This window comes from Trichlorobacter ammonificans (assembly GCF_933509905.1).
In the GTDB taxonomy this organism is placed as follows: Bacteria; Desulfobacterota; Desulfuromonadia; order Geobacterales; family Pseudopelobacteraceae; genus Trichlorobacter; species Trichlorobacter ammonificans.
On record NZ_OW150024.1, the window covers coordinates 1858611 to 1879125 of the forward strand.

The following is a 20515-nucleotide window of genomic DNA, read 5'->3' on the forward strand; positions in this document are numbered from 1 at the left end:
ACGGAGGATGCTTTGAATCAATTTTACAAAAATCTGGCCCTGTGGCTGGTCATCAGCCTGATGATGATCATGCTGTTCAACATGTTCCAGAAGCCGCGCGTGGTGGAAGACCGCCTGAGCTTCAGCGAACTGATGACTCTGGTTGACGAAGGCAAGGTGGCCAGTGTCGTGCTGCAGGGGAACGACGTTACCGGCAAATATACGGCCAAGGACGGCAAGGAGAAGCAATTCCGCACCTACAAGCCGACCTTTGATGCCGACCTGACCGAAAAGCTGCTGGACAAGAAGGTTACCATCCAGGCCAAGCCGGAGGAGGAGCGCTTCTCCTGGTTCTCCATCTTCATTTCCTGGTTCCCGCTGCTCCTGCTGGTGGGGATCTGGATCTTCTTCATGCGCCAGATGCAGATGGGGGGCGGCAAGGCCATGTCCTTCGGCAAGAGCCGCGCCAAGCTGCTGACCGAATCCCAGGGCAAGGTCACCTTCGAGGATGTGGCCGGCATCGAGGAGGCCAAGGAGGAACTGCAGGAGATCATCGCCTTTCTGAAGGAGCCGAAAAAGTTCACCGCCCTGGGGGGCAAAATCCCCAAGGGGGTGCTGCTGGTGGGACCGCCGGGCACCGGCAAGACCCTGCTGGCCCGTGCCGTGGCCGGTGAGGCCGGGGTGCCGTTCTTCTCCATCTCCGGTTCCGACTTCGTGGAGATGTTCGTCGGCGTCGGCGCCAGCCGGGTGCGGGACCTGTTCATGCAGGGGAAGAAGAACGCCCCCTGCATCATCTTCATCGACGAGATTGACGCTGTGGGACGACATCGCGGCGCCGGCATGGGGGGCGGTCACGACGAGCGGGAACAGACCCTGAACCAGCTCCTGGTGGAGATGGACGGGTTCGAGTCCAACGAAGGAGTGATCCTGATCGCCGCCACCAACCGTCCCGACGTGCTTGACCCGGCCCTGCTGCGTCCCGGCCGCTTCGACCGCCAGGTGGTGGTCCCCCGTCCCGACGTCAAGGGGCGGGAACAGATCCTCACGGTCCATGCCAAGAAAGTGCCGCTCACGCCGGAAGTGGACCTGGCCATCGTTGCCCGGGGCACCCCCGGTTTCTCCGGCGCCGACCTGGCTAACCTGGTGAACGAGGCGGCACTGCTGGCAGCCCGTCAGGACAAGACCTCCGTGGACATGAAGGATCTCGACGCTGCCAAGGACAAGGTGCTGATGGGTGCGGAGCGGCGCAGCATGGTCATCTCCGACGAGGAGAAGAACAGCACCGCCTACCACGAAGCGGGCCATACGCTGGTGGCCAAGATGGTACCGGGCAGCGATCCGGTGCACAAGGTCTCCATCATCCCCCGCGGCCGTGCCCTGGGGGTCACCATGCAGCTGCCGATTGAGGACAAGCACAGCTACAACCGCGAATCCCTGCTGGGCCGCATCGCCGTGCTGATGGGGGGCCGGGCCGCCGAGGAACTGATCTTCAAGACCTTCACCACCGGCGCCGGCAACGACATCGAGCGGGCAACGGAAATGGCCCGCAAGATGGTCTGCGAATGGGGTATGAGCGACCGGATGGGGCCGGTGTCCTTCGGCAAGAAGGACGAGTCCATTTTCCTGGGCCGCGAGATGGCCATGCACAAGAACTTCAGCGAAGAGACCGCCCAGAAGATCGATGACGAAATCAAGCGGATCGTTGACGAGAGTTACGACCGGGCCCTCACCATCCTGAAGGATCACGAGGACGCACTGCACCGCCTGGCCACCTGCCTGGTGGAGAAGGAAAACCTGACCGGCACCGAAGTGGACGAGATCATCGCCGGCACCGCGCCGGCCTGTAGCGGCAGGAAGGCCATGGATGAAGCGAACGGCGAAACGACAGCCGGCGACGCACCGAAGCCGGTGGATATTCAGGCGTGACTGAGCAGGATCGGGAGCGCAGCATCCGGCTGCTGGAACTGCGCACCCCCGATGAAGCCCGCCGGGAGCTTGAGCGGATCGGCGTCGATCCGGCCGGCATCGCCCGGATGCTTCCCAAGCTGGCTTTCATGCCGGTCCTGCTCCCCGGCGTGCGGGCTGCCGCCGCCAACATCATCAAACAGGAGATGCTCTCCCTGGGCGGGGATGCGGCGGTGGCACGGGGCACCGTGGCCTGCAGCATTGCCGTCACCGACGTCCTGCTGATCGGCAGCCGCCGCCAGCTCACGGCGCTCTGCACCAAACTGAAGGCCCAGCCGTTCGGGCTGGCGGCCCTTGCCGACCGGCTGACACAGCTATTGGACACCACCAGAGCGCGGGAACGGTTCTGGCAGACCTCCCGCCGCCGCATTCCCCTGGAACGGCCGCTGATCATGGGCATTCTCAACGTCACGCCGGACTCCTTTTCCGACGGCGGACGTTTCAACGATCCGGACCGGGCCGTGGAGCAGGCGTTGCAGCTTGAGGCCGAGGGGGCCGATCTGATCGACATCGGCGCCGAGAGCACCCGCCCCGGAGCGCCGCCCGTTCCTGCGGCGGAGGAAATCCGCCGCCTGGTACCGGTACTGGAGCGGCTGGCCGGACAGGTGACCGTACCGATTTCCGTGGATACCTGGAAGGCTTCCGTGGCTGCCGCCGCCTGCAGCGCCGGGGCGGAGATCATCAACGACATCAGCGGCCTCACCTTCGACCCGGCCATGGCCGCCACCGCTGCCGCCTGCAATGCCGGGGTGGTGTTGATGCACACCCGGGGTACGCCGCAAACCATGCAGCAGGATACGCACTACGAGGATCTGATGGGCGAGCTGGCCGAGGCCCTGGCTGCGGCGGTTCGACGTGCCTGCAGCGCAGGAATCGCCCCGGAGCGGATCGTGCTGGACCCCGGCATCGGCTTTGCCAAAAGCAGGCAGGGTAACCTTGAGATCCTGCGCCGGCTGGGTGAATTGACCGCCCTGGGCTACCCGCTCCTGGTGGGTAGTTCCCGCAAGTCGTTCATCGGTGCCGTGCTCGGGAAACCGGACCCACGGGACCGGCTCTTCGGCACCGCTGCCACCGTGGCACTGGCGGTGGCGGCCGGCGCGCAGATCCTGCGGGTCCATGACGTTGCCGCCATGGGGGATGTGGCCCGGATGAGCCGGGCGATCTGCGCCCCCTAGAGCGGCATCCCGCGACAGTGCTTTGAAAATCCAGACAATCCGGGCCGCCATGACTCCACCCCTCGACATATCGGGGCTTGTCGACAGCCTGCTGCTGACCGTGCTGGTCTGCGGCTTTTCGCTGCTGATCAGACGGGACGTCACCCTGCGCCTGCTGGTGGTGCTGTCGGTGCTGCTGGTCTGTTCCATTGTGGCCCGGTTCGCCGCCCTCCCTCCCCTGATCCGGGTGATGGATGCCATTTTCTTCTCGGTGCCGGTGGTGCTGGCCGTCATCTTTCAACAGGACCTGCGCCGCAGCCTGCTGGCCTTGGGAAGCAGACAAAAGCTCTCCGCCGTTTCCGTCGACGATATTACCGAAATGACTGACGAAATTCTCAAGGCGCTCGCCTCGCTGGCAAGCCGGCATATCGGCGCCCTGATCGTGCTGGTACGACGGCATCCGGTTGAACACCTGCTGCAGGTGGGGACTGACATCGACGCCAAGGTGACCAGCGAACTGCTGGATTCGATCTTTCTGCCCTACTCTCCCATCCATGACGGAGCGGTTATCATCAATCAGGGCAAGATCACCCGGGCCGGCTGCCTGCTCCCCCTGTCCCACAATCCGGATATCGCCAAGAGTTTCGGCACCCGCCACCGGGCAGCCTTGGGGCTGTCCGAAGCCACCGACGCCCTGGTGCTGGTGGTATCGGAGGAGACCGGCAAGATTTCCTGCGTCCATGACGCCCGGATCACCTACGACATCGACCTGGCCGACCTGAAGCGGCTGGTGCGGAAATCGCTGGAGCTGCAGCATGCTGCCTGACCCAATCCACACAAAGTACAAAGGAGTACGCGCGTGAAAAAACTGTTCGGCACCGACGGCGTACGGGGAGTGGCCAACATCCATCCCATGACCACCGAAACCGCCATGCACCTGGGCCGGGCCGCGGCCTACATTTTCAAGAGCAGCCACGGCCGGCGGCACCGCATTGTCATCGGTAAGGACACCCGTTTGTCCGGCTACATGCTGGAGAGCGCCCTGGTGGCCGGCATCTGTTCCATGGGGGTGGATGTGCTGCTGGTGGGGCCACTGCCCACCCCCGGCATCGCCAACATTACCCGCACCATGCGGGCCGATGCCGGGGTGGTCATCTCCGCCTCCCACAATCCCTTTCAGGATAACGGCATCAAGTTCTTCTCCGCCGACGGCTTCAAGCTGCCGGACGATATCGAGAAGGAGATCGAGAACCTGATCGGCTGCGACCACTTGGCTTCCCTGCGTCCGACGGCCCGTGAGGTGGGTAAGGCCTACCGGATTGACGACGCCGCCGGCCGCTACATCGTCTTCCTGAAGAACACCTTCCCGGCGGACCTGGACCTGTCCGGCATGAAAATCGTGCTGGACTGCGCCAATGGCGCCGCCTACAAAGTGGCGCCGGCGGTCTTCGAAGAACTGGGGGCGGAAGTGATCCTGCTGGGGGCCACCCCCAACGGCACCAACATCAACGCCGGCTGCGGCTCCCTCCACCCGGAGGTGATCAGCAAGGCGGTCAAGGCCAATGCAGCCGATATCGGCATCGCGCTGGACGGCGACGCCGACCGGGTGATCGTCTGCGACGAGTACGGCAACGAGGTGAACGGCGATCAGATCATGGCGATCTGTGCCACGGACATGCTGGCCCGCAACCAGTTGAATCACAAGACCCTGGTGGCCACGGTGATGAGCAACATGGGCCTGGATATCGCCCTGCGCCGTGCCGGCGGCTCCATTGTCAAGACTGCGGTGGGGGACCGGTACGTGGTGGAAGAAATGCGCCGGGGGGGCTACAATCTGGGGGGTGAGCAGTCCGGCCACCTGATTTTCCTGGACTGCAGCACCACCGGCGACGGCGTGCTGGCCGCACTGCAACTGCTGGCCATTGTCCGACGCACGCAGAAGCCGCTTTCCGAGCTGGCCGGGGTGATGACCTCTCTGCCCCAGGTACTGGTCAACGTCCGCGTCAAGCAACGCACCGACATCATGAGCATCCCCAGCATAGCCACTGCCATCGGTGGGGTGGAAGAAAAACTGGGCAGCAACGGTCGGGTGCTGATCCGCTACTCCGGCACCGAACCGCTGCTGCGGATCATGCTGGAAGGCCCCGACAACGGCGAGATCACCGCCTGGGCAAACGAGATCGCCGAGCTGGTGAAGAACGAGATTGGAGAGTAGAAGCAATGGCAAAACTGGGATTGAACGTGGATCATGTAGCAACCGTACGTCAGGCCCGGGGCGGCACGGAGCCGGACCCGGTCACCGCCGCAGCCATCGGTGAGCTGGCCGGAGCCGAGGGGATTACCGTCCATCTGCGTGAGGATCGCCGTCATATCCAGGATCGTGACCTGGAAATCCTGCGCCGTACCGTGCAGACCAAGCTGAACCTGGAAATGGCCGCCACCGGCGAAATGGTGAGCATCGCCCGCCGCGTGCAGCCGGAACAGTGCACCCTGGTGCCGGAAAAGCGCCAGGAACTGACCACCGAGGGGGGGCTGGACGTTATCGGCAACCGGAGCATCATCGAGGCGGCAGTGCGCGAACTGCGCGAAGCCGGCATCATCGTCTCCCTGTTCGTCGATCCCGATCCCGACCAGATTCGTGCTTCCCGGGACTGCGGCGCCGACGCCATCGAGATTCACACCGGCAGCTACGCCGAAGCACGCGCTGCCGCGACGCAGCAGCGGGAACTGGCATCGATCCGCCAGGCTGTGACCCTCGGCAACGAACTGGGGCTGACGGTCCATGCCGGCCATGGCCTGAATTACGTCAACATCATCCCCCTGGCCGGCATGCAGGGGATCGAAGAGTTCAATATCGGGCACAGCATCATCTCGCGAGCGATGCTGGTGGGACTCGATCGCGCCGTACGGGAGATGGCGGCACTGCTTAAACACCCCTGATCCGGCTGAAGCTGGTGATGCGAACGGGCAGCCGCGCCGCTAGGTGGTTGCCCTCTTTTTATGGCTTCCCGCATTGACATTCTGCGAGGCCGAAGCTTATAGTATATGAATAATTCAATACATTCGGAAGGGCAGTCATGAAGATTCTCATCCTTCTGGGCGACGGCATGTCCGATCTGCCCATTGCAGAACTCGGCAACAAAACCCCTCTACAGGCGGCACAGACCCCCCATATGGACCGTATGGCCGCCAACGGCCTGATGGGCCTGGCCCACACCGTGCCAGCAGGGCTTCCCCCGGGCAGCGACGTGGCCAACCTGTCGGTCTTCGGCTACGATCCCCGCACCTGCTACACCGGCCGCTCCCCCCTGGAAGCGCTGAGCATGGGAATTTCTCTGGGCCCCGACGATGTGGCGTTCCGCATGAATATGGTCACCCTTGATCCGCGGGGCGGTAAAGTCTACATGGAGGATTTCTCAGCCGGACATATCGGCAGCGACGAGTCGCACCAGCTGGTGGCGGCCCTGCAGCAGGAGCTGGGCAACGAGCGCTTTCAGTTCTTCCCCGGTGTCGGCTACCGTCATCTGATGGTCTGGCGGGGCGGTAAGGATACGATGAAGGCGGTCCCTCCCCACGATATCAGCGGCAAGCCGATCCTCGGCCACCTGCCGACCGGTGACGGTGCCGACGAGCTGATCTGGCTGATGAACGCCGCCCAGATGGTGCTGCACACCCACCCGGTGAACCGTGCACGGAAAGAGCGCGGTGAGCTGCCGGCCAACGCGGTCTGGCTCTGGGGGCACGGCAAAACGCCGCAACTCACCTCCTACCGTGAAAAGTTCGGTCTGAGCGGGGCGGTGATCTCGGCCGTTGACCTGATCAAAGGGATCGGTGTCTGCGCCGGCCTGCAGGTGATCAACGTCCCCGGCGCCACCGGCTATATCGATACCAACTACAAGGGGAAGGCGGAGGCGGCGCTCAGCGCCCTGGAGAAGCACGACTTCGTGTACGTGCATGTGGAAGCGCCGGACGAGGCTTCCCATAACGGCGACCTGCAGCACAAAATTCAGGCCATCGAGGATTTCGACCGGCTGGTGGTGGGAACGGTGCTGGAGCAGGCGGGGCGGTTCGACGACCTTCGTATCCTCTGCTGCCCCGACCACCCCACCCCCATCGCTCTCAAGACCCACACCAGCGACCCGGTGCCGTTTGTCATCCACCGCCCCTCCGGTTCCACAGGGAACGGCGCGACGGGTTATGATGAGATCCAGGCCAGGGGGACCGGGCTGGTGGTCGCGGAAGGGCACCACCTGATGGAGATGCTGCTGGCTGACACCTGAACAGAGCCCCCGGTCAGGCTTTATCCTGCCGCACCGGCAGGGTAAAGCGGACCGTGGTCCCCTCCCCCGATGCGCTCTCAATCCAGATCCGTCCCCCCATCAACTCCACCAGCCGCTTGCACAGGGCAAGTCCCAGTCCCGTGCCGCCGTGGACCCGGGTGGTGGAACCGTCCGCCTGGGTAAACAGCTCGAAGATGCCGGCCTGCTGCTCCGCGCTGATACCGATCCCCTCGTCCCGCACGGTGAAGAGCAGGATTCCCCCTTCCGGCAGTTTATCGTAGGCCACCGTCACCACAACGGCTCCCTGTTCGCTGAACTTGCAGGCATTGGAGAGCAGACTGGCCAGTACCTGCGCCAGCCGGTTGCGGTCGGCCAGCACCGCTTCGGGCACTGCGCCGTCAATGGAAAAGGAAAGGGTCAATCCTTTCCGGTCAGCGCCGTAGCGGTACAACTGTTCAAGGGAGTCAAGCAGCTCCGGCAGGTGCAACGGCTGGTCAACCAGCACCAGGGCATTGGATTCGATATCAGCCATGTCCAGGATATCGGCAATCAACGCCGTAAGATTTCTGGCGGACTGCCGCGCCATTTCAAGGTATTCCCTGCCATCGTGACTGAGCGGTTCATCGGCAAGCAACTGGGTCGCGCCGATGATGCCGTTGAGTGGCGTACGCAGCTCATGACTCATGGTCTGCAGGAAGATGGTCTTGGCCTGCGCTGCCACCTCGGCGGCGATCCGCGCCCGCTGCAACTCCTCTTCCCGCCGCTTCAGCTCGGAAATATCGTTCACGAACGCATAGTAGTAATGCAGACTGCCGTCATCACGCATCTTGCGGTGCACGAACACCTGGACCGGCACCCGCCTGCCCGACTTATGCCGATATTCCTTTTTGTACTGCACCGGCTGACCGGTGCGGTTCAACTCATCCAAGGCCGCCTGCTCGATCAGCCACCACTCGGAAGGGGTCAACTCAGTGGCCCATTGAATGCGGGCAAGCTCTTCAGAGGTATAGCCGACCAACTCCTGAAACGCGCGGTTATGCAGGCCGATCAGACCGTCGGGATACCCCACGGCAAAGGGCTGGGAAGAATCCTCCAGCAAGCTGGAAAACTGGCGAATCCGGTCTTCCGCCGCCTCCAGCAGCTTCAGTTCATGCCGGACCAACAGAAACAGCAACAGGGCGGTGAAGGCAACATACAGCCATCCCTTGAACAGGGAAACCGTGTAGCGCAGATCGGGGTCCGTCACCAGAAGCCGTACCAGGGTATCGGAAAGGAGAATCCAGCCGATGCCGAAGAGGCAATAGATAAGTACGACCCGCAGCGCTGCCTGCCGGTTGGTTATGCCGTTCATGGTCGCACGCTCCCACCGACCTCCTGTTCGCATTCATCCATCAGTCGCTGCAGTTCCGCCTCGTCAAGGTCCGGCAGCAGAAAACTGCCCTGGGCATCCTTCTCAACCCGGCTGATACCGGGATACCGCCGCTCCAGCACCTTCAGTTCCATGGCCTGTTTCCTGACGGTGGCCAGAAGACGCCGGTTTTCCGCCTCAAGATCGTATTTCTCAAGGGCAGCGCGGATGGCAAACTTCAGCTCCAGGTCGTCCCAGGGTTTGGTGAAGAAGCGGTAGACTTCTCCCTGGTTGACCGCCTTCATGGCAGATTCAAGGGTGGCATGGCCGGTGAGCAGTATCCGCACCGTAGCGGGATAACGCTCCCGCACGGCAGCCAGGAGTTCACTCCCCTGCATGCCGGTCATCCGTTCATCGGAAATCACCAGTTTGAATGTCTGCCGTTTCAACAGTTCCAGGGCCGCTTCTCCGCTTTGCGCCGTAACCACCTCATACGGCTCGTCCATCAGGGCGCGGCAAAGTGCGGACAGGACATTCGCTTCATCATCGACCAGCAGGATTGCAGCAGCCATAGGGTACACTCCTTGTCGTCACTTCTCACGCCCTGTTCCGCAGTAGGGACAGGTGTGCCATCCCTTTTCCAGCGGTAGATGGCAGGAACGGCACAGATCGCTGCGGAAGGTCCCGCACTGGGGGCAGAACAGAAAACGGGAGTCCATCATGAAACCACAGCTGGGACAGGACCGCTCAATCCGCACCGCCGGCCCCAGCACCCGGAGCAGTTCATCCAGGGTGGTCATGCCGCGTCGCACCTTTTCCAGGCCGTCCTCCAGCAGGGTACGCATACCGTTACCCCTGGCCAGGGTCAGCAGTTCGGACTCCCGGTAGTTGGTACCGATCATCTGGCGGTAGTCGTCGTTCATCACGAAGATCTCGTAGACCCCCAGCCGCCCCTTGTAGCCGGTGTTGTTACAGCGGCTGCAGCCGGCTCCCCGGGCCACGCCGTTGTCGAAGAACCCGGCCGGTACCCGCAGCAGTTCGCACTGCTGCGGGTCGGGAGCAGTGGTCTGCCGGCAGTCCGGACAGATACGCCGCACCAGACGCTGGGCCACGATCCCTTCCAGAGCCGAGGCCAGGATGAAGGGCTTGATCCCCATATCGATCAGCCGGGTGATGGAGGCGATGGCGCTGTTGGTGTGCAGGGTGGAGAGCACCATGTGGCCGGTGAGCGCCGCCTTGAAGGCGACGTCGGCGGTCTCGAAGTCCCGCATCTCTCCCACCAGGATCACATCCGGGTCCTGCCGCAGGGTTGAACGCAGCACCTGGGCAAAGGTGAGTCCGATTTTTTCGTGGATGGAGACCTGGTTGGCTTCCTCCAGAAAGTATTCCACCGGCTCCTCGATGGTCTCGAAGTTCTTGCTGGGGTTCATCATGGCGGAAAGCAGCGAGTAGAGCAGCGTGGTCTTGCCGCTGCCCGTCGGGCCGGTGGCGATGATCACCCCTTGCGGCTTGCGGGCCACCAGCTCAATCTGCTTCATATCCTCCGGCAGCACCCCCAGTTCTTCCAGACGCCTGATGGCGGCGCTCTTGTCCAGAATCCGCATGACGATCTTCTCGCCGTTCAGCGTAGGCAGGGAGGATACCCGCATATCCACGATACGGGTGCCGGACTTGACGGTGATCCGTCCGTCCTGGGGGCGGCGGCGTTCGGCGATGTCCATCTTGGCCAGGATCTTGATGCGGGAGATCACCGCGGCATGCAGGTCCGATGGAATCCTGATCTTGGCGTGCAGCATGCCGTCGATCCGGTAGCGGATTAGGGAGTATTTGGTCTTGGCCTCGATATGGATGTCGCTGGCGCCGTAGCGGATCGCCTCGGAAATGATGGCGTTCACGATGCGGATGACCGGCGGCACCTTCGAGGAGCCGATCAGCTCCTCGACCGACACCTCCTTCTCCTCCTCCTCGAGCACGATGTCGATCTCGTCCATCGGCTCCAGGCCGCTCATCTCCTCCAGGCCGTCCTGCTGTTCCCAAGCTTGCTGCAGACGCTGGCTGATCTGACCGGCGGGAGCCAGCACGGCCGTAACCCGCAAACCGGTCACCCGCGCGATGTTGTCACACTTGAGGATGTCCGAGGGATCGGCCATGGCGATGGTCAACAGACTCCCCTCCAGCCGGACCGGCAGCAGGTGGCTCTTTTCGCAGATCTCGCGGGGCAGGCAGCGGGCCACGTTCTGGGGAATGGTCAGTTCGCGCAGATCCAGCAGATCGATTCCCAGCGCCTTCTGCAGCGCCGCCAGCAGGTGTGGTTCGGTCACCAGCCCTAGGCGGACCAGGGTGACTCCCAGGAACTCCCCCGCCTCCTGGCTGCCGACGGCCAGAGCCAGCTCCTCCCGCCCCACCAGACCGCTGTTCACCAGGATTTCCCCCAGCCTGCCGCGATTTTCGTCGAACAGGCCGGCATAGTTGCTGAGCTTGTTCTGCTGCTGTTTTGCCAGCTCCTTCAGACGCCGGTTTTCATGCATCAGCACGTACTGTTGCAGGGCCAGCGAGACGGTCAGTCGCAAATCCTCGTCATTCCAGGGTTTGGTGATGAACTTGTAAACCGCCCCGTCCTTCACCGCCCCCATGATGGAATTGACGTCGGCATAGCCGGTCAGCATGATCCTGATGGTCTGCGGATACTGTTCCCTGATCAGCTTGAGCAGTTCCGCGCCGGTCATGCCGGGCATGCGGTGGTCGCAGATCACCAGATGCACCGGCTGCTGCGCCAGCAGCTGGAGGGCCTTTGCTCCGGAATCGGCGGTGAGGATGGAGTAGTTCTCCTCAAGGAATATCCGCTTGAGGGCACTCAGGACTCCCGGTTCGTCATCGACGAAGAGCAGACAGAACTGCTCGGGTGTCGGATTGTCCGCATCGGTATCGACCGATTCTGCGGCTGTCCCGACGTCGGTTCCCGCGGTCCTGAAGAGATGTGCGTACCGTGACATGACTTATCCCTTTTCCGAAGAGGGCAGCCGGACCAGGACGGTGGTGCCGCTGTCGGTTCCGGTTCTGGACGTAACCTCGATACTGCCGCCTGCCCCGGCAATGATCTCGCGGGCCACGGCAAGTCCCATGCCGGTGCCGCTGCCGACCTGCCGGGTGGTGAAGAACGGGTCAAAGATGCGGGGGATATCCGCCTCAGGTATACCACAACCGTTGTCGGCGATGCTGATGACAATGGCGTCACCCTCAAGGCGGGAGTGCAGCGCCAGCTGCAGATCGCTGCTTCGGGATTTCAGCGCATTGTCGATGATGTTGCCGAAGGCCTGGGCCACAAGCGGTGCATGGCAGGTGAAAAGCGGCAGCGGTTGCAGGTCGGTGGTCAGCTTCGTGTCCGGCGGAAAATTGCCGGCCAGGGAGGCGAGCACCTGCTCAAGCTCCAGGTTCAGATCGATGCTGTTCTGTTCCATCCCGTCCAGGCAGGTGAAGCCTTTCAGCTCGGCGACGATCCGGGCGATGCGGTCAGCCCCGTCAACAGATTGCCCCAGCAGCACAGCGCTGTCCTCCAGCACAAAGTCCATTTTCAGTTCATTCCAGCGTTTTGAAGCCTGCGTGCGAATCGTCGCGGTTGAGCTTTCCTCCTCAAGCAGGCGACGGTATACGCCCAGCATCTCAACGAGACGATTGAGGTACTTGCTGAAACTGCCCAGGTTGCTGCGGATGAATCCGATGGGGTTGTTGATTTCATGGGCCATGCCGGCGGCAAGCTGTCCCACGGCGGCAAGCTTTTCCTGCTGCAGGAGACGGTTGTATGCCGTGCGCAACTCGGCGGTCCGCTCTTCCACTTTCTGTTCCAGTTCGCGGGCCAGGGTGCGGTAGCGGCGTTCCGACTCCAGCAGCTGGCGGTTGGTGAGCACCAACTGGTCGTAGGACTCCTGGACCACGCTGGTATGCACCTCGGTGGTCAGCATCCGCTTCAGATTGTTGGTCACCGTCAACTGCAGGGCGTTCTGCATGACCTTTGCCACCGCCTCGAACAGCGGCGTCACCGCCTCCATCTCAAGCAGCAGGGTGCCCTGCGGCTCCCCCTCCACCCTGATCGGCAGCCTGATGGCGGCCGGTTCAGGCCGGGACGGAGGATGGGGATCGCCGGCTTCGCAGAAGGGCAGGCCGTCTGCATCCAGAAGTGCTGCCCGGCTGATGCCGGTTGCCAGGGCGCCGTGCAGCAGCGGCTCAATCTCCGACCGGCCGATGATCTGGGAAAGGTGCTTTTCCTCGCCGACGACAAAGGATATGTGGGGTGTGGTCTCGTTCATAGCCGCACCATCGCCCGCAGGAATGCCGCGCGGTCGACCCCGTACCGTTCCCGCAGGTGCAGTTTTGCATCAACGGCATCAAAGAGCAGTTCCACCGCCTTGCCGAAAGTCTCAATCACCCCCTGCCCCTGCAACGCCGACGCCATCATGACCGCCAGACCGCTTTCCCTCCAGGTGGCTCTGAGCTCATCCTCGGCAACGATATCCGGCAGGTCGCGCTTGTTGAACTGCACCACCAGCGGCACCGTTTCTATGGCAAGTCCCACCAGCGCCAGATTCTGCTCCAGATTGGCGAAACTTTCCCCATTGATTCCCATCATGCCGGTCCTGGAATCAGCCACGAACACCACGCCGTCCGCACGCTGCAGCACCGCCTTGCGGGTGGCGTCGTGCCGGACCTGTCCGGGCACGGTGAAGACCTTCAACTTGATCTTGAGGCCCGACGGTGCCTCGTAAAAAAACGGCAGCAGATCAAAGTAGATAGTCCGGTCCTCGGTGGTGTCCAGCATCATCAGCTCACCCCGCCCCTCCTGCTCAAGCCGGTCGTGAAGGCACAGCAGGTTCGTGGTCTTGCCGGAAAGGGCGGGTCCGTAGTAGACCAGCTTCAGCACCAGTTTGTTGCGGCGTTCGTCGAATTCGATCATGGCCGGACCTGACGTCTCACCCCTGGGAGGTACGGATCAGGGCAAAGACCCCCTGCTCCGGGGGATCGAGCTGATAGTAGCGGGTGATCGAAACGATCATGGAATCGTCCAGCACGGTGCCGCGGTCCAGGAGCAGCAGACCGGTGCCGCTGTAAAGATCGCGAGTCAGCAGCATGCCGGCCTTCAGTTCCGCCGGTTTCAACTCCAACTCGACGGTTGCCTGGTCGTCGAACGCCGGCATGGCGGGGTAGGCATAGTGAAACGCCTTGCGGAAAACCCGCTGCAGGGTCGGATCAAGTTTTGTCTCCAGGGTCATTTCCACCCGGGCCAGGGCCTGTTCGGCGCTATCGCCTCCGGCAATGGCCCGGTCCAGCTGGTCGGCGTAGGCAAGGATGCGAGCCCCCAGGGGTATCTGGTCCCCGGCCAGCCGGTCCGGAAAGCCGTTGCCGTCGAACTGTTCATGGTGGTGGCGGATCAGGGCGCCGGCCGGCCGCAGGTCGGCGATATGATCGATGGCCATCTGGGACCGGACCGGATGCTGGGCGTACAGGCGGAATTCGTCCGGAGGGAGCACATCCGGCGCAATCTCCAGTATCCGCTCGGGTATGCCGATCTCGCCGATGTCGTGGAGCAGGGCAGCGATCCTGATGGTCTCCTGTTCCTCCGGCATCAGCCCATACTCGCGGGCGGCATGGGCGGCCAGCTCCGCCACGTTGCGGGAATGTTGCTTCATCCGCCCTCCCCGCAACTCCACCAGGCTGGAAAAGGCGCTGATCATGCCGGTGTAGTTCTCTTTCAGGTGCAGGAGCGCTTCGTTCAGATCGTCGGCCTTCTTGCGGATGGCGGTGGTCTGCTGCAGCACGCGGCTTTTCAGATTTTCGTTCCACTGCTTCAGTTCTTCGTTCTGGGCCTGGACGACCGCCTGCAGTCGCCGGTTTTCCCTGGTCAGCTCCCAGGTCTCCACCGCTCCCCGCAGGGTCTGCAGCAGGTCGTCGTCGTTCCAGGGCTTGGAGAGGTAACGACTTGCCCCCCCCCTGTTGATGGCATCGACAGCAGCGGAGATGTCCGAATAGCCGGTCAACAGCATCCGGATGGCATCAGGGGCTAATTCCCGGGACTTATGCAGAAACTCGGCACCGTTCATGCCGGGCATCCGCTGATCGGAGACGATCAGGGCGACCTCCGGCATCTGCTGCAGGCACTCCAGCCCCTGCTGGCCGGAGGTGGCCGTGACCACCGAGAACGCCTCGTCCATGGTAAGCCGGACCATGGCCTTGAGGATATTCTCCTCGTCGTCCACGAACAGGACGGAGGGGGAAACGGGTTGCTGGGGTTGTTGATCCATGTAACTCTCCGTGAGGCGGTCAGTCAGCGGCACTCTGTCTGCTATGCCGTATGCTCATACTTCCAGAAAAACCAGTACCACTGCTTCACTGTTGCAGAACATGACGGTGCGTCCCAGAATATGCCAGGTACGGTCGCAAAACGTCTCGTGCGCAACCACTGACTTTTCCTGCCGTATCCTGGTGACAAGGCTGTTGATCCGATGATCACAGCAGCTCTGGATATCGGCGCCAAAGAAATCTCCGCAGGCTTGGGCCATGATGGCGGCAGCGATCGTATTGCAGTGCACGATCAAACCATTTTCATCGATCCCCACCACCCCCACCGGCAGGTTGCCCAGCATGGTCTGGGAAAACTCCAGGGCCTTGTTGCGCAGCTCCAGATCCTCGGTCCGCTGCCTGACCTTTTCTTCCAGGACCTGGTTGGCTTCAGTCAGTTCATCCAGCAGTTCCTGGTTGCGTTTCAGCAAAAAGTACCGTTCCAGGCAATTCTGGATGGTGACCCGCAGTTCGTCGTCGTTCCAGGGCTTGGGAATGAACTTGTAAATATGTCCTTCATTGATGGCAGCCACGATGGCCCCGGCATCGGCATAGCCGGACAGCACGATCCGGACCGTGTCCGGCCACAGGGCAAAGACCTGTTTGAGAAAATCCACACCGTTCATGACCGGCATCCGGTAGTCAGATATGACCACCTGGAACGTATTTCCTGCCTCTTTCAGCACGTTCAGGCCTTCTTCGCCAGAACCGGCAAGGACGATCTCGTAGTCATCATCCAGAAATATCCGCTCCAGGGAGCGGAGAACGTTGCGCTCGTCATCAACGCAGAGTATGCGTACTGGCATAGTGTAGGCGTCCATTTTCTGCTCCTGTCAGTCTGAATCCGCAGGCGCTACCGGTAGTCGCACGGTAAAGGTAGTTCCCTTGCCAACAGTGCTTTCAACACTGATTTCTCCATTATGCTTCTTGATGATGTCGTAGCAGATGGAAAGTCCCAGGCCTGTCCCCTTGCCCACCTCCTTGGTGGTGAAGAACGGCTCGAAGATCCGCTCGAGATGTTCCTGCGCGATCCCGGCACCGGTATCGCTGATGGCGACAAACAGGTTGCTGTCGTCGCACCAGGTCTTTACCGTTATGGTGCCGTTGCCCTTAATGGCGTGGGCCGCGTTGACCAGAAGATTCAGGAACGCCTGATTGAGCTGCTGCGGGAAACATCTGAGTCTGGGCAATTCGCCGAATTCACGGTTCAGCACGGCAACGTACTTGATTTCGTTCCAGGCGATATTGATGGTTGTCTCCAGGGTTTCGTTCAGATCAACCCACGCGGTTTCAGCCTCGCTTACATGGGAGAAGCTTTTCAGGTCCTGAACGATCCGTCGTACCCGCATGGCCCCGTCCTGACTTTCGGCGATCAGCTGATGGATGTCGTCAAGAATATGATTGATTTTCAGCCGTTTGCGTGCCTCCATCAACTGGTGCACCGCTTCATGGTTGCCGGACCTCGCAACGGCCTGATCCGCTGATGCAATAAACTCGGAAAGACGGTTCAGATATTTGTCAAGGGTGCCGAGGTTGCTGGAGATGAATCCCATCGGATTGTTGATTTCGTGGGCGACTCCGGCGGCCAGTTGTCCCACCGAAGCCATCTTTTCATTCTGAAACAGTTGCCGTTGCATCACTTCAACAGCCTTGCCGGCAGCCTCTTCGCGGAGCAATACATCGGTAAGCCGTTTGCGTTTCAACTGAATGAACCCGACCCCCAGCAGCCAGATACCACCATGCGCCACTGCAATGCTCAGCGTCAACTGCTGTTCGTTTCTCAAGAATGAGGCCAGAGGAACTGAAACAGATATTCCGCCACGCACCTCATCTACTTTATATCCCTGATGTCCATGGCATTTAAGGCAACTTTGCTCGGTGACCATGGCCCGCATGTAGCGCAGGTACGGTTGCCCGTCAATCGGTGCCAGAGCATGCAGCTCCCGTACCTGCTGTCGCTGAAACATGAGCAGGGCTGAACGCTCCCATTCATCGGGGCCGTTTTCCGGCCGTATCGGGTTCAGGCTTGTGATATGCCCTTTAGCGCCATATTGCTCTTTACCCAGCTCGAACACCTGGCGCGTCATGTAAGCAGGATTCATCAGGGTCAACCGTTTTCCGGTGGTGGTTGTCACATCCCGCTCTGGCATCATCGCAAGGTACGGGTTGGGTGGCGTCTGCTCGGTGATCGGCACATACACCCCTCCGTGGTTTGCGGCCCAGCGGCGGTAGACAAGATCCTTGTCAAGGGAAAGAATGGCATGGCTAAGCGCCATTTTCCTGGTGTTATCCCTGCTCTGATAGATGTTCCAAAAGGCGGACACGACAATAACCAGCGTCCAGAAAACAGTGGCTGCCCAGGAAAAACGGACAATATCCTGTACGGTCTTATTTTTCATTCGTGTTTTCCGTCTGCACCGGTTCAAGTGGCAGTCGTACGGTAAAGGTGCTGCCTGCACCCAAGGTGCTTGCAACAGTTATTTCTCCGCTGTGTTTCTTGACGATGTCATAGCAGATGGAGAGGCCCAAGCCAGTCCCTTTGCCGACCTCCTTCGTGGTGAAGAACGGCTCGAATATCCGTTCGACATGCTGGGGAGGAATCCCTTTGCCAGTGTCGGTGATGGCTATGAACACCGAGTTGTCAGCTTGCCAGGTTTTGACCGTGATAACGCCGCGTTCGGTCATTGCATGGGCCGCGTTCACCAGCAGATTCATAAACACCTGATTCAACTGCTGCGGATAGCACGGAACCATCGGCAGCTCGCCGTACTGCCGGTCTATTTCGGCCACATATTTCAGCTCATTCCAGACAATATTGATGGTGCTGTCCAGGCAATCGTTGATGCTGGCAGGGGTTAGCTTCGACTCATCCAGCCTGGAAAAGCTTTTCAGGTCGGCAACGATCTTCCTGACCCGCTCTGCCCCTTCAAGGGATTCCTCAATCAGTTGGGTGATGTCGCTGATGATGTAGTCAACCTTGAGTTTCTGACGCAGGGTATCAATCCCGGACATGTCCGGATGGTTGGGACAGGAATAGAGAGACCCCTGCAATACGGCAATATACTCATCCAGCCGCATACCATATTTTTTCAGGCTGGTCAGGTTGCTGCTGATGAATCCCATGGGATTGTTGATCTCATGGGCAACCCCTGCTGCCAACTGGCCGATGGAAGCCAACTTTTCCTGTTGAAAAACCTTTAACTGGGTCTGCTCCAGGTTGTCATAGGCTGCCTGCAGTTGTTCCGTAGCGCGACGCAATTCCGTGGAGTCGTGCATGGTGACAACCATGGATGGTTGATCGTTGTGCTGAATCTGGTAAAAAAAGATATCAAACAACCGCTCGCTTTCATGATGGATGAGTTCTCCGCTGTTGTTGCGGAAAACAGTGAAGCTGAATCCACACTCCTGAAACAGCTCCCGCCAGTCCTTGCCCACCAAGTCCTCAACCGCGTAGCCGGTAAGCGTGGATATCCGTCTGTTGGTCCTCTGAATACGGTGTTCACTGTCAACCAACATAACGACATCATCGATGCAGTCCAGCGTCTCTTCCCATTCCCGTTTTGCATGGGTCATCAGTGCAAGCGCTCGGGCAGTTACTTCCTGGGACTCTTTCTGCCGGGTAATGTCAAGGAAGCTGCTCCGGAAGCCTATGGTCTGATTATTTTCATCCTGTATCTGACGACTGTAATGGCGGAACCAGCGTACAGACCCATCAACCGTACACATGCGCAGTTCAATGCTCTTCGCGTAAGAAATGGAGCGGGCAACATGCTGTTGCCAGCGGCCACGATCATCAGGATGGATCAGTTGTTCAAGCAGCGCAGGGTCGGCATAAAATTCGGCATCCAGGTGGCCGAAAATGGTCTGACAGTTAGAAGAGATGAACCTGACCGAGTTATCCGGAAGCCGCCAGACTGCCACTTCACAGGTATTTTCAGCAACTATCCGGTAAATCTGCGCTGCTTCGCGCTGTGCCGCAACATCATCATCAAGCTCCTGAAGCAGTTCATTGAAGGCAATCGTCAGCTTGCCGATTTCACTGTTGGTACTCTGCGGCAGATAGCGTGCATCTCCTTCTTTTTGTCCAAGGGTTGCCATATGGGCGAGCAAGCTTTGCAACGGCTCCATGCGACGTTTCGTTACAAACCAGACGGAAAAACAGAGCAGGAGTCCCAGCGCTGTCAGTGTAAACAGAACATGGAAACGGCCAATTGAATCTGGCGTAAAGCAGGAAAGCACTATTATGGTTACAGATAGAAAAACGAGCGTGGTAAGGAAGACACAGAGGGTAATACTGGTTGCGATGCTTAGCTCTTTGAACCTTTGCATCATCGGGATGATCCTTCCGTCATGAGCAGGGATTTGAAAGTCGTCGCGAGAAAGGCCGGAACAGGCTGCACGGAGCGCAGTGCCTGAAACGCACCAAGCACTCAGGAACTTGAGCGGCACCCTAAATGACCTCCGGAACAGCGGTACAAAGCCTTGGTCATGCTAGTGAGTGCAAGTATAGCAGGTAACGTGCGCCAAGCAAGGATCGAAGCGGTTCTATGCCACACTGGAGTCAATCAGAAAGCGGGCAATGCTGCGACGGGAGGGAAGGTGCGGCAGGTCGTGTACGTCGAACCAGCGGGCATCGGCGATCTCGCTGTCGTCAACCGCTATGTCGCCGTCGGCGTAATCGGCCGCAAACCCCACCATGAGTTGCGACGGGAACGGCCACGCCTGGCTGGCAACGTAACGCAGGTTGCGGATGGTGACCCCGGTTTCCTCGCGCGCTTCACGGATGGCGCACTCTTCCAGCGATTCGCCGACATCCAGAAATCCGGCCACCAGACTGTAGCGTCCTTCGGCCCACTCCGGCTTGCGGATCAACAGCAGCTGGTTGTCACGCCTGATGAGTACGATGGCACAGGGATGAATCGGCGGATAGCTCTCGTGACGGCAGACGGGGCAGCGCTTGCCCCAGCTCTCCGTTATGCCGCTGGTAGGACTGCCGCACCGCGGACACAGGCCGGTCAGACGGTCGACATGGAGCAGTTGCTTGCCCAACCCCGCAACAGACATCAAAGCGGTTGACAGCCGCTCCTGGAACGCATTGAACGGCTCCGCCACCAAACCGGCGGGAAGTGGCGCCGATGCGCTGATTTGCAGGCATTTCACCGGCCTCCCCTGCCAACGGGCAAAGGTGAGCGGCCGAGAGCCACTGGGCAGTTCAAGCGGAGCCTGACCAACGGGGAACTGAAGTCCGTCGGCCGTTTCACGCACCAGCACGCAGCCCCCCTGGAGCAGAATCCAGTGGGCGTCGCCACCATCATCGGAACCAGGGCCGGGCAACAGCAGGAATCCGGGCGGTAACGCCTGTCGGTTGAACGGAAGGTTGACATGCTCGGGATAGGCCATAGCCTGTTCGTAACAGCTTGCCCTCCCGATTGTCAAGGATACGTAGCGCTCCATTAGTG

16 protein-coding genes are annotated in these 20515 nt (G+C 60.6%); 6 read left to right on the plus strand and 10 right to left on the minus strand.

Annotation, left to right across the window (positions count from 1 at the left end):
- Nucleotides 1–12 precede the first annotated feature (12 nt).
- From ftsH to RAK07_RS08390, 6 genes are all read left to right on the plus strand, one after another.
- On the plus strand, nt 13–1905 hold the full coding sequence (ftsH, locus tag RAK07_RS08365; protein ID WP_305732381.1) for an ATP-dependent zinc metalloprotease FtsH: 1893 nt from the start codon (nt 13–15) through the stop codon (nt 1903–1905).
- Nucleotides 1902–3119 (plus strand): dihydropteroate synthase, encoded by a 1218-nt coding sequence (folP, locus tag RAK07_RS08370; RefSeq protein WP_309550360.1) that lies wholly within the window; start codon nt 1902–1904, stop codon nt 3117–3119. The genes ftsH and folP overlap by 4 nt, the downstream gene beginning before the upstream one ends.
- Before the next feature lie 49 nt (nt 3120–3168).
- Nucleotides 3169–3924, plus strand: coding sequence for a diadenylate cyclase CdaA (gene cdaA, locus RAK07_RS08375; protein ID WP_305732382.1), 756 nt, complete (start codon nt 3169–3171; stop codon nt 3922–3924).
- 33 nt (nt 3925–3957) lie between these two features.
- The gene (glmM, locus tag RAK07_RS08380; RefSeq protein WP_305732383.1) at nt 3958–5313 is read left to right on the plus strand and encodes a phosphoglucosamine mutase; all 1356 of its coding nucleotides are present in this window, start codon (nt 3958–3960) and stop codon (nt 5311–5313) included.
- A 5-nt stretch (nt 5314–5318) separates the two neighbouring features.
- A complete protein-coding gene (locus tag RAK07_RS08385; RefSeq protein WP_305732384.1) occupies nt 5319–6038 on the plus strand; it encodes a pyridoxine 5'-phosphate synthase in 720 nt (239 codons plus the stop codon).
- A gap of 137 nt (nt 6039–6175) precedes the next feature.
- Nucleotides 6176–7378 (plus strand): cofactor-independent phosphoglycerate mutase, encoded by a 1203-nt coding sequence (locus RAK07_RS08390; RefSeq protein WP_305732385.1) that lies wholly within the window; start codon nt 6176–6178, stop codon nt 7376–7378.
- Between the two features lie 13 nt (nt 7379–7391).
- Here RAK07_RS08390 and RAK07_RS08395 read toward each other — a convergent pair whose 3' ends face one another.
- From RAK07_RS08395 to nudC, 10 genes are all read right to left on the minus strand, one after another.
- On the minus strand, nt 7392–8729 hold the full coding sequence (locus RAK07_RS08395) for a PAS domain-containing sensor histidine kinase (RefSeq protein ID WP_305732386.1): 1338 nt from the start codon (nt 8727–8729) through the stop codon (nt 7392–7394).
- Entirely contained in the window at nt 8726–9298 is a 573-nt protein-coding gene (locus tag RAK07_RS08400) for a response regulator (protein ID WP_305732387.1), read from the minus strand. Before RAK07_RS08400 ends, RAK07_RS08395 begins: the two co-directional genes overlap by 4 nt.
- Before the next feature lie 18 nt (nt 9299–9316).
- A complete protein-coding gene (locus RAK07_RS08405; RefSeq protein WP_305732388.1) occupies nt 9317–11719 on the minus strand; it encodes an ATPase, T2SS/T4P/T4SS family in 2403 nt (800 codons plus the stop codon).
- 3 nt (nt 11720–11722) lie between these two features.
- Nucleotides 11723–13030, minus strand: coding sequence for a sensor histidine kinase (locus tag RAK07_RS08410; RefSeq protein ID WP_305732389.1), 1308 nt, complete (start codon nt 13028–13030; stop codon nt 11723–11725).
- Nucleotides 13027–13674 carry a GTP-binding protein gene (locus RAK07_RS08415; protein WP_305732390.1) on the minus strand — a complete coding sequence of 216 codons (648 nt, stop codon included), beginning with the start codon at nt 13672–13674 and terminating at the stop codon, nt 13027–13029. Before RAK07_RS08415 ends, RAK07_RS08410 begins: the two co-directional genes overlap by 4 nt.
- 16 nt (nt 13675–13690) lie before the next feature.
- Nucleotides 13691–15019 carry a response regulator c-di-GMP phosphodiesterase, NosR family gene (gene nosR / locus RAK07_RS08420; RefSeq protein WP_305732391.1) on the minus strand — a complete coding sequence of 443 codons (1329 nt, stop codon included), beginning with the start codon at nt 15017–15019 and terminating at the stop codon, nt 13691–13693.
- A 54-nt stretch (nt 15020–15073) separates the two neighbouring features.
- Nucleotides 15074–15877, minus strand: a complete 804-nt coding sequence (locus RAK07_RS08425) for a response regulator (protein WP_305732392.1) — start codon at nt 15875–15877, stop codon at nt 15074–15076.
- Nucleotides 15878–15889: 12 nt separating this feature from the next.
- Nucleotides 15890–17455 carry an ATP-binding protein gene (locus RAK07_RS08430; protein WP_305732393.1) on the minus strand — a complete coding sequence of 522 codons (1566 nt, stop codon included), beginning with the start codon at nt 17453–17455 and terminating at the stop codon, nt 15890–15892.
- Complete coding sequence (locus RAK07_RS08435) at nt 17445–19505, minus strand: ATP-binding protein (RefSeq protein WP_305732394.1); 2061 nt, start codon at nt 19503–19505, stop codon at nt 17445–17447. Before RAK07_RS08435 ends, RAK07_RS08430 begins: the two co-directional genes overlap by 11 nt.
- A 96-nt stretch (nt 19506–19601) precedes the next feature.
- Nucleotides 19602–20456, minus strand: coding sequence for an NAD(+) diphosphatase (nudC, locus tag RAK07_RS08440; protein ID WP_305732395.1), 855 nt, complete (start codon nt 20454–20456; stop codon nt 19602–19604).
- Between the last annotated feature and the right edge of the window lie 59 nt (nt 20457–20515).

Coding starts and splice junctions, on each gene's coding strand:
- nosR (WP_305732391.1), bottom strand. CDS start 15,019: ATGGATCAACAACCCCAGCAACCCGTTTCCCCCTCCGTCCTGTTCGTG.
- RAK07_RS08395 (WP_305732386.1), bottom strand. CDS start 8,729: ATGAACGGCATAACCAACCGGCAGGCAGCGCTGCGGGTCGTACTTATC.
- RAK07_RS08425 (WP_305732392.1), bottom strand. CDS start 15,877: ATGGACGCCTACACTATGCCAGTACGCATACTCTGCGTTGATGACGAG.
- RAK07_RS08415 (WP_305732390.1), bottom strand. CDS start 13,674: ATGATCGAATTCGACGAACGCCGCAACAAACTGGTGCTGAAGCTGGTC.
- cdaA (WP_305732382.1), top strand. CDS start 3,169: ATGACTCCACCCCTCGACATATCGGGGCTTGTCGACAGCCTGCTGCTG.
- RAK07_RS08410 (WP_305732389.1), bottom strand. CDS start 13,030: ATGAACGAGACCACACCCCACATATCCTTTGTCGTCGGCGAGGAAAAG.
- RAK07_RS08400 (WP_305732387.1), bottom strand. CDS start 9,298: ATGGCTGCTGCAATCCTGCTGGTCGATGATGAAGCGAATGTCCTGTCC.
- nudC (WP_305732395.1), bottom strand. CDS start 20,456: ATGGCCTATCCCGAGCATGTCAACCTTCCGTTCAACCGACAGGCGTTA.
- RAK07_RS08390 (WP_305732385.1), top strand. CDS start 6,176: ATGAAGATTCTCATCCTTCTGGGCGACGGCATGTCCGATCTGCCCATT.
- RAK07_RS08385 (WP_305732384.1), top strand. CDS start 5,319: ATGGCAAAACTGGGATTGAACGTGGATCATGTAGCAACCGTACGTCAG.
- RAK07_RS08430 (WP_305732393.1), bottom strand. CDS start 17,455: ATGAAAAATAAGACCGTACAGGATATTGTCCGTTTTTCCTGGGCAGCC.
- RAK07_RS08405 (WP_305732388.1), bottom strand. CDS start 11,719: ATGTCACGGTACGCACATCTCTTCAGGACCGCGGGAACCGACGTCGGG.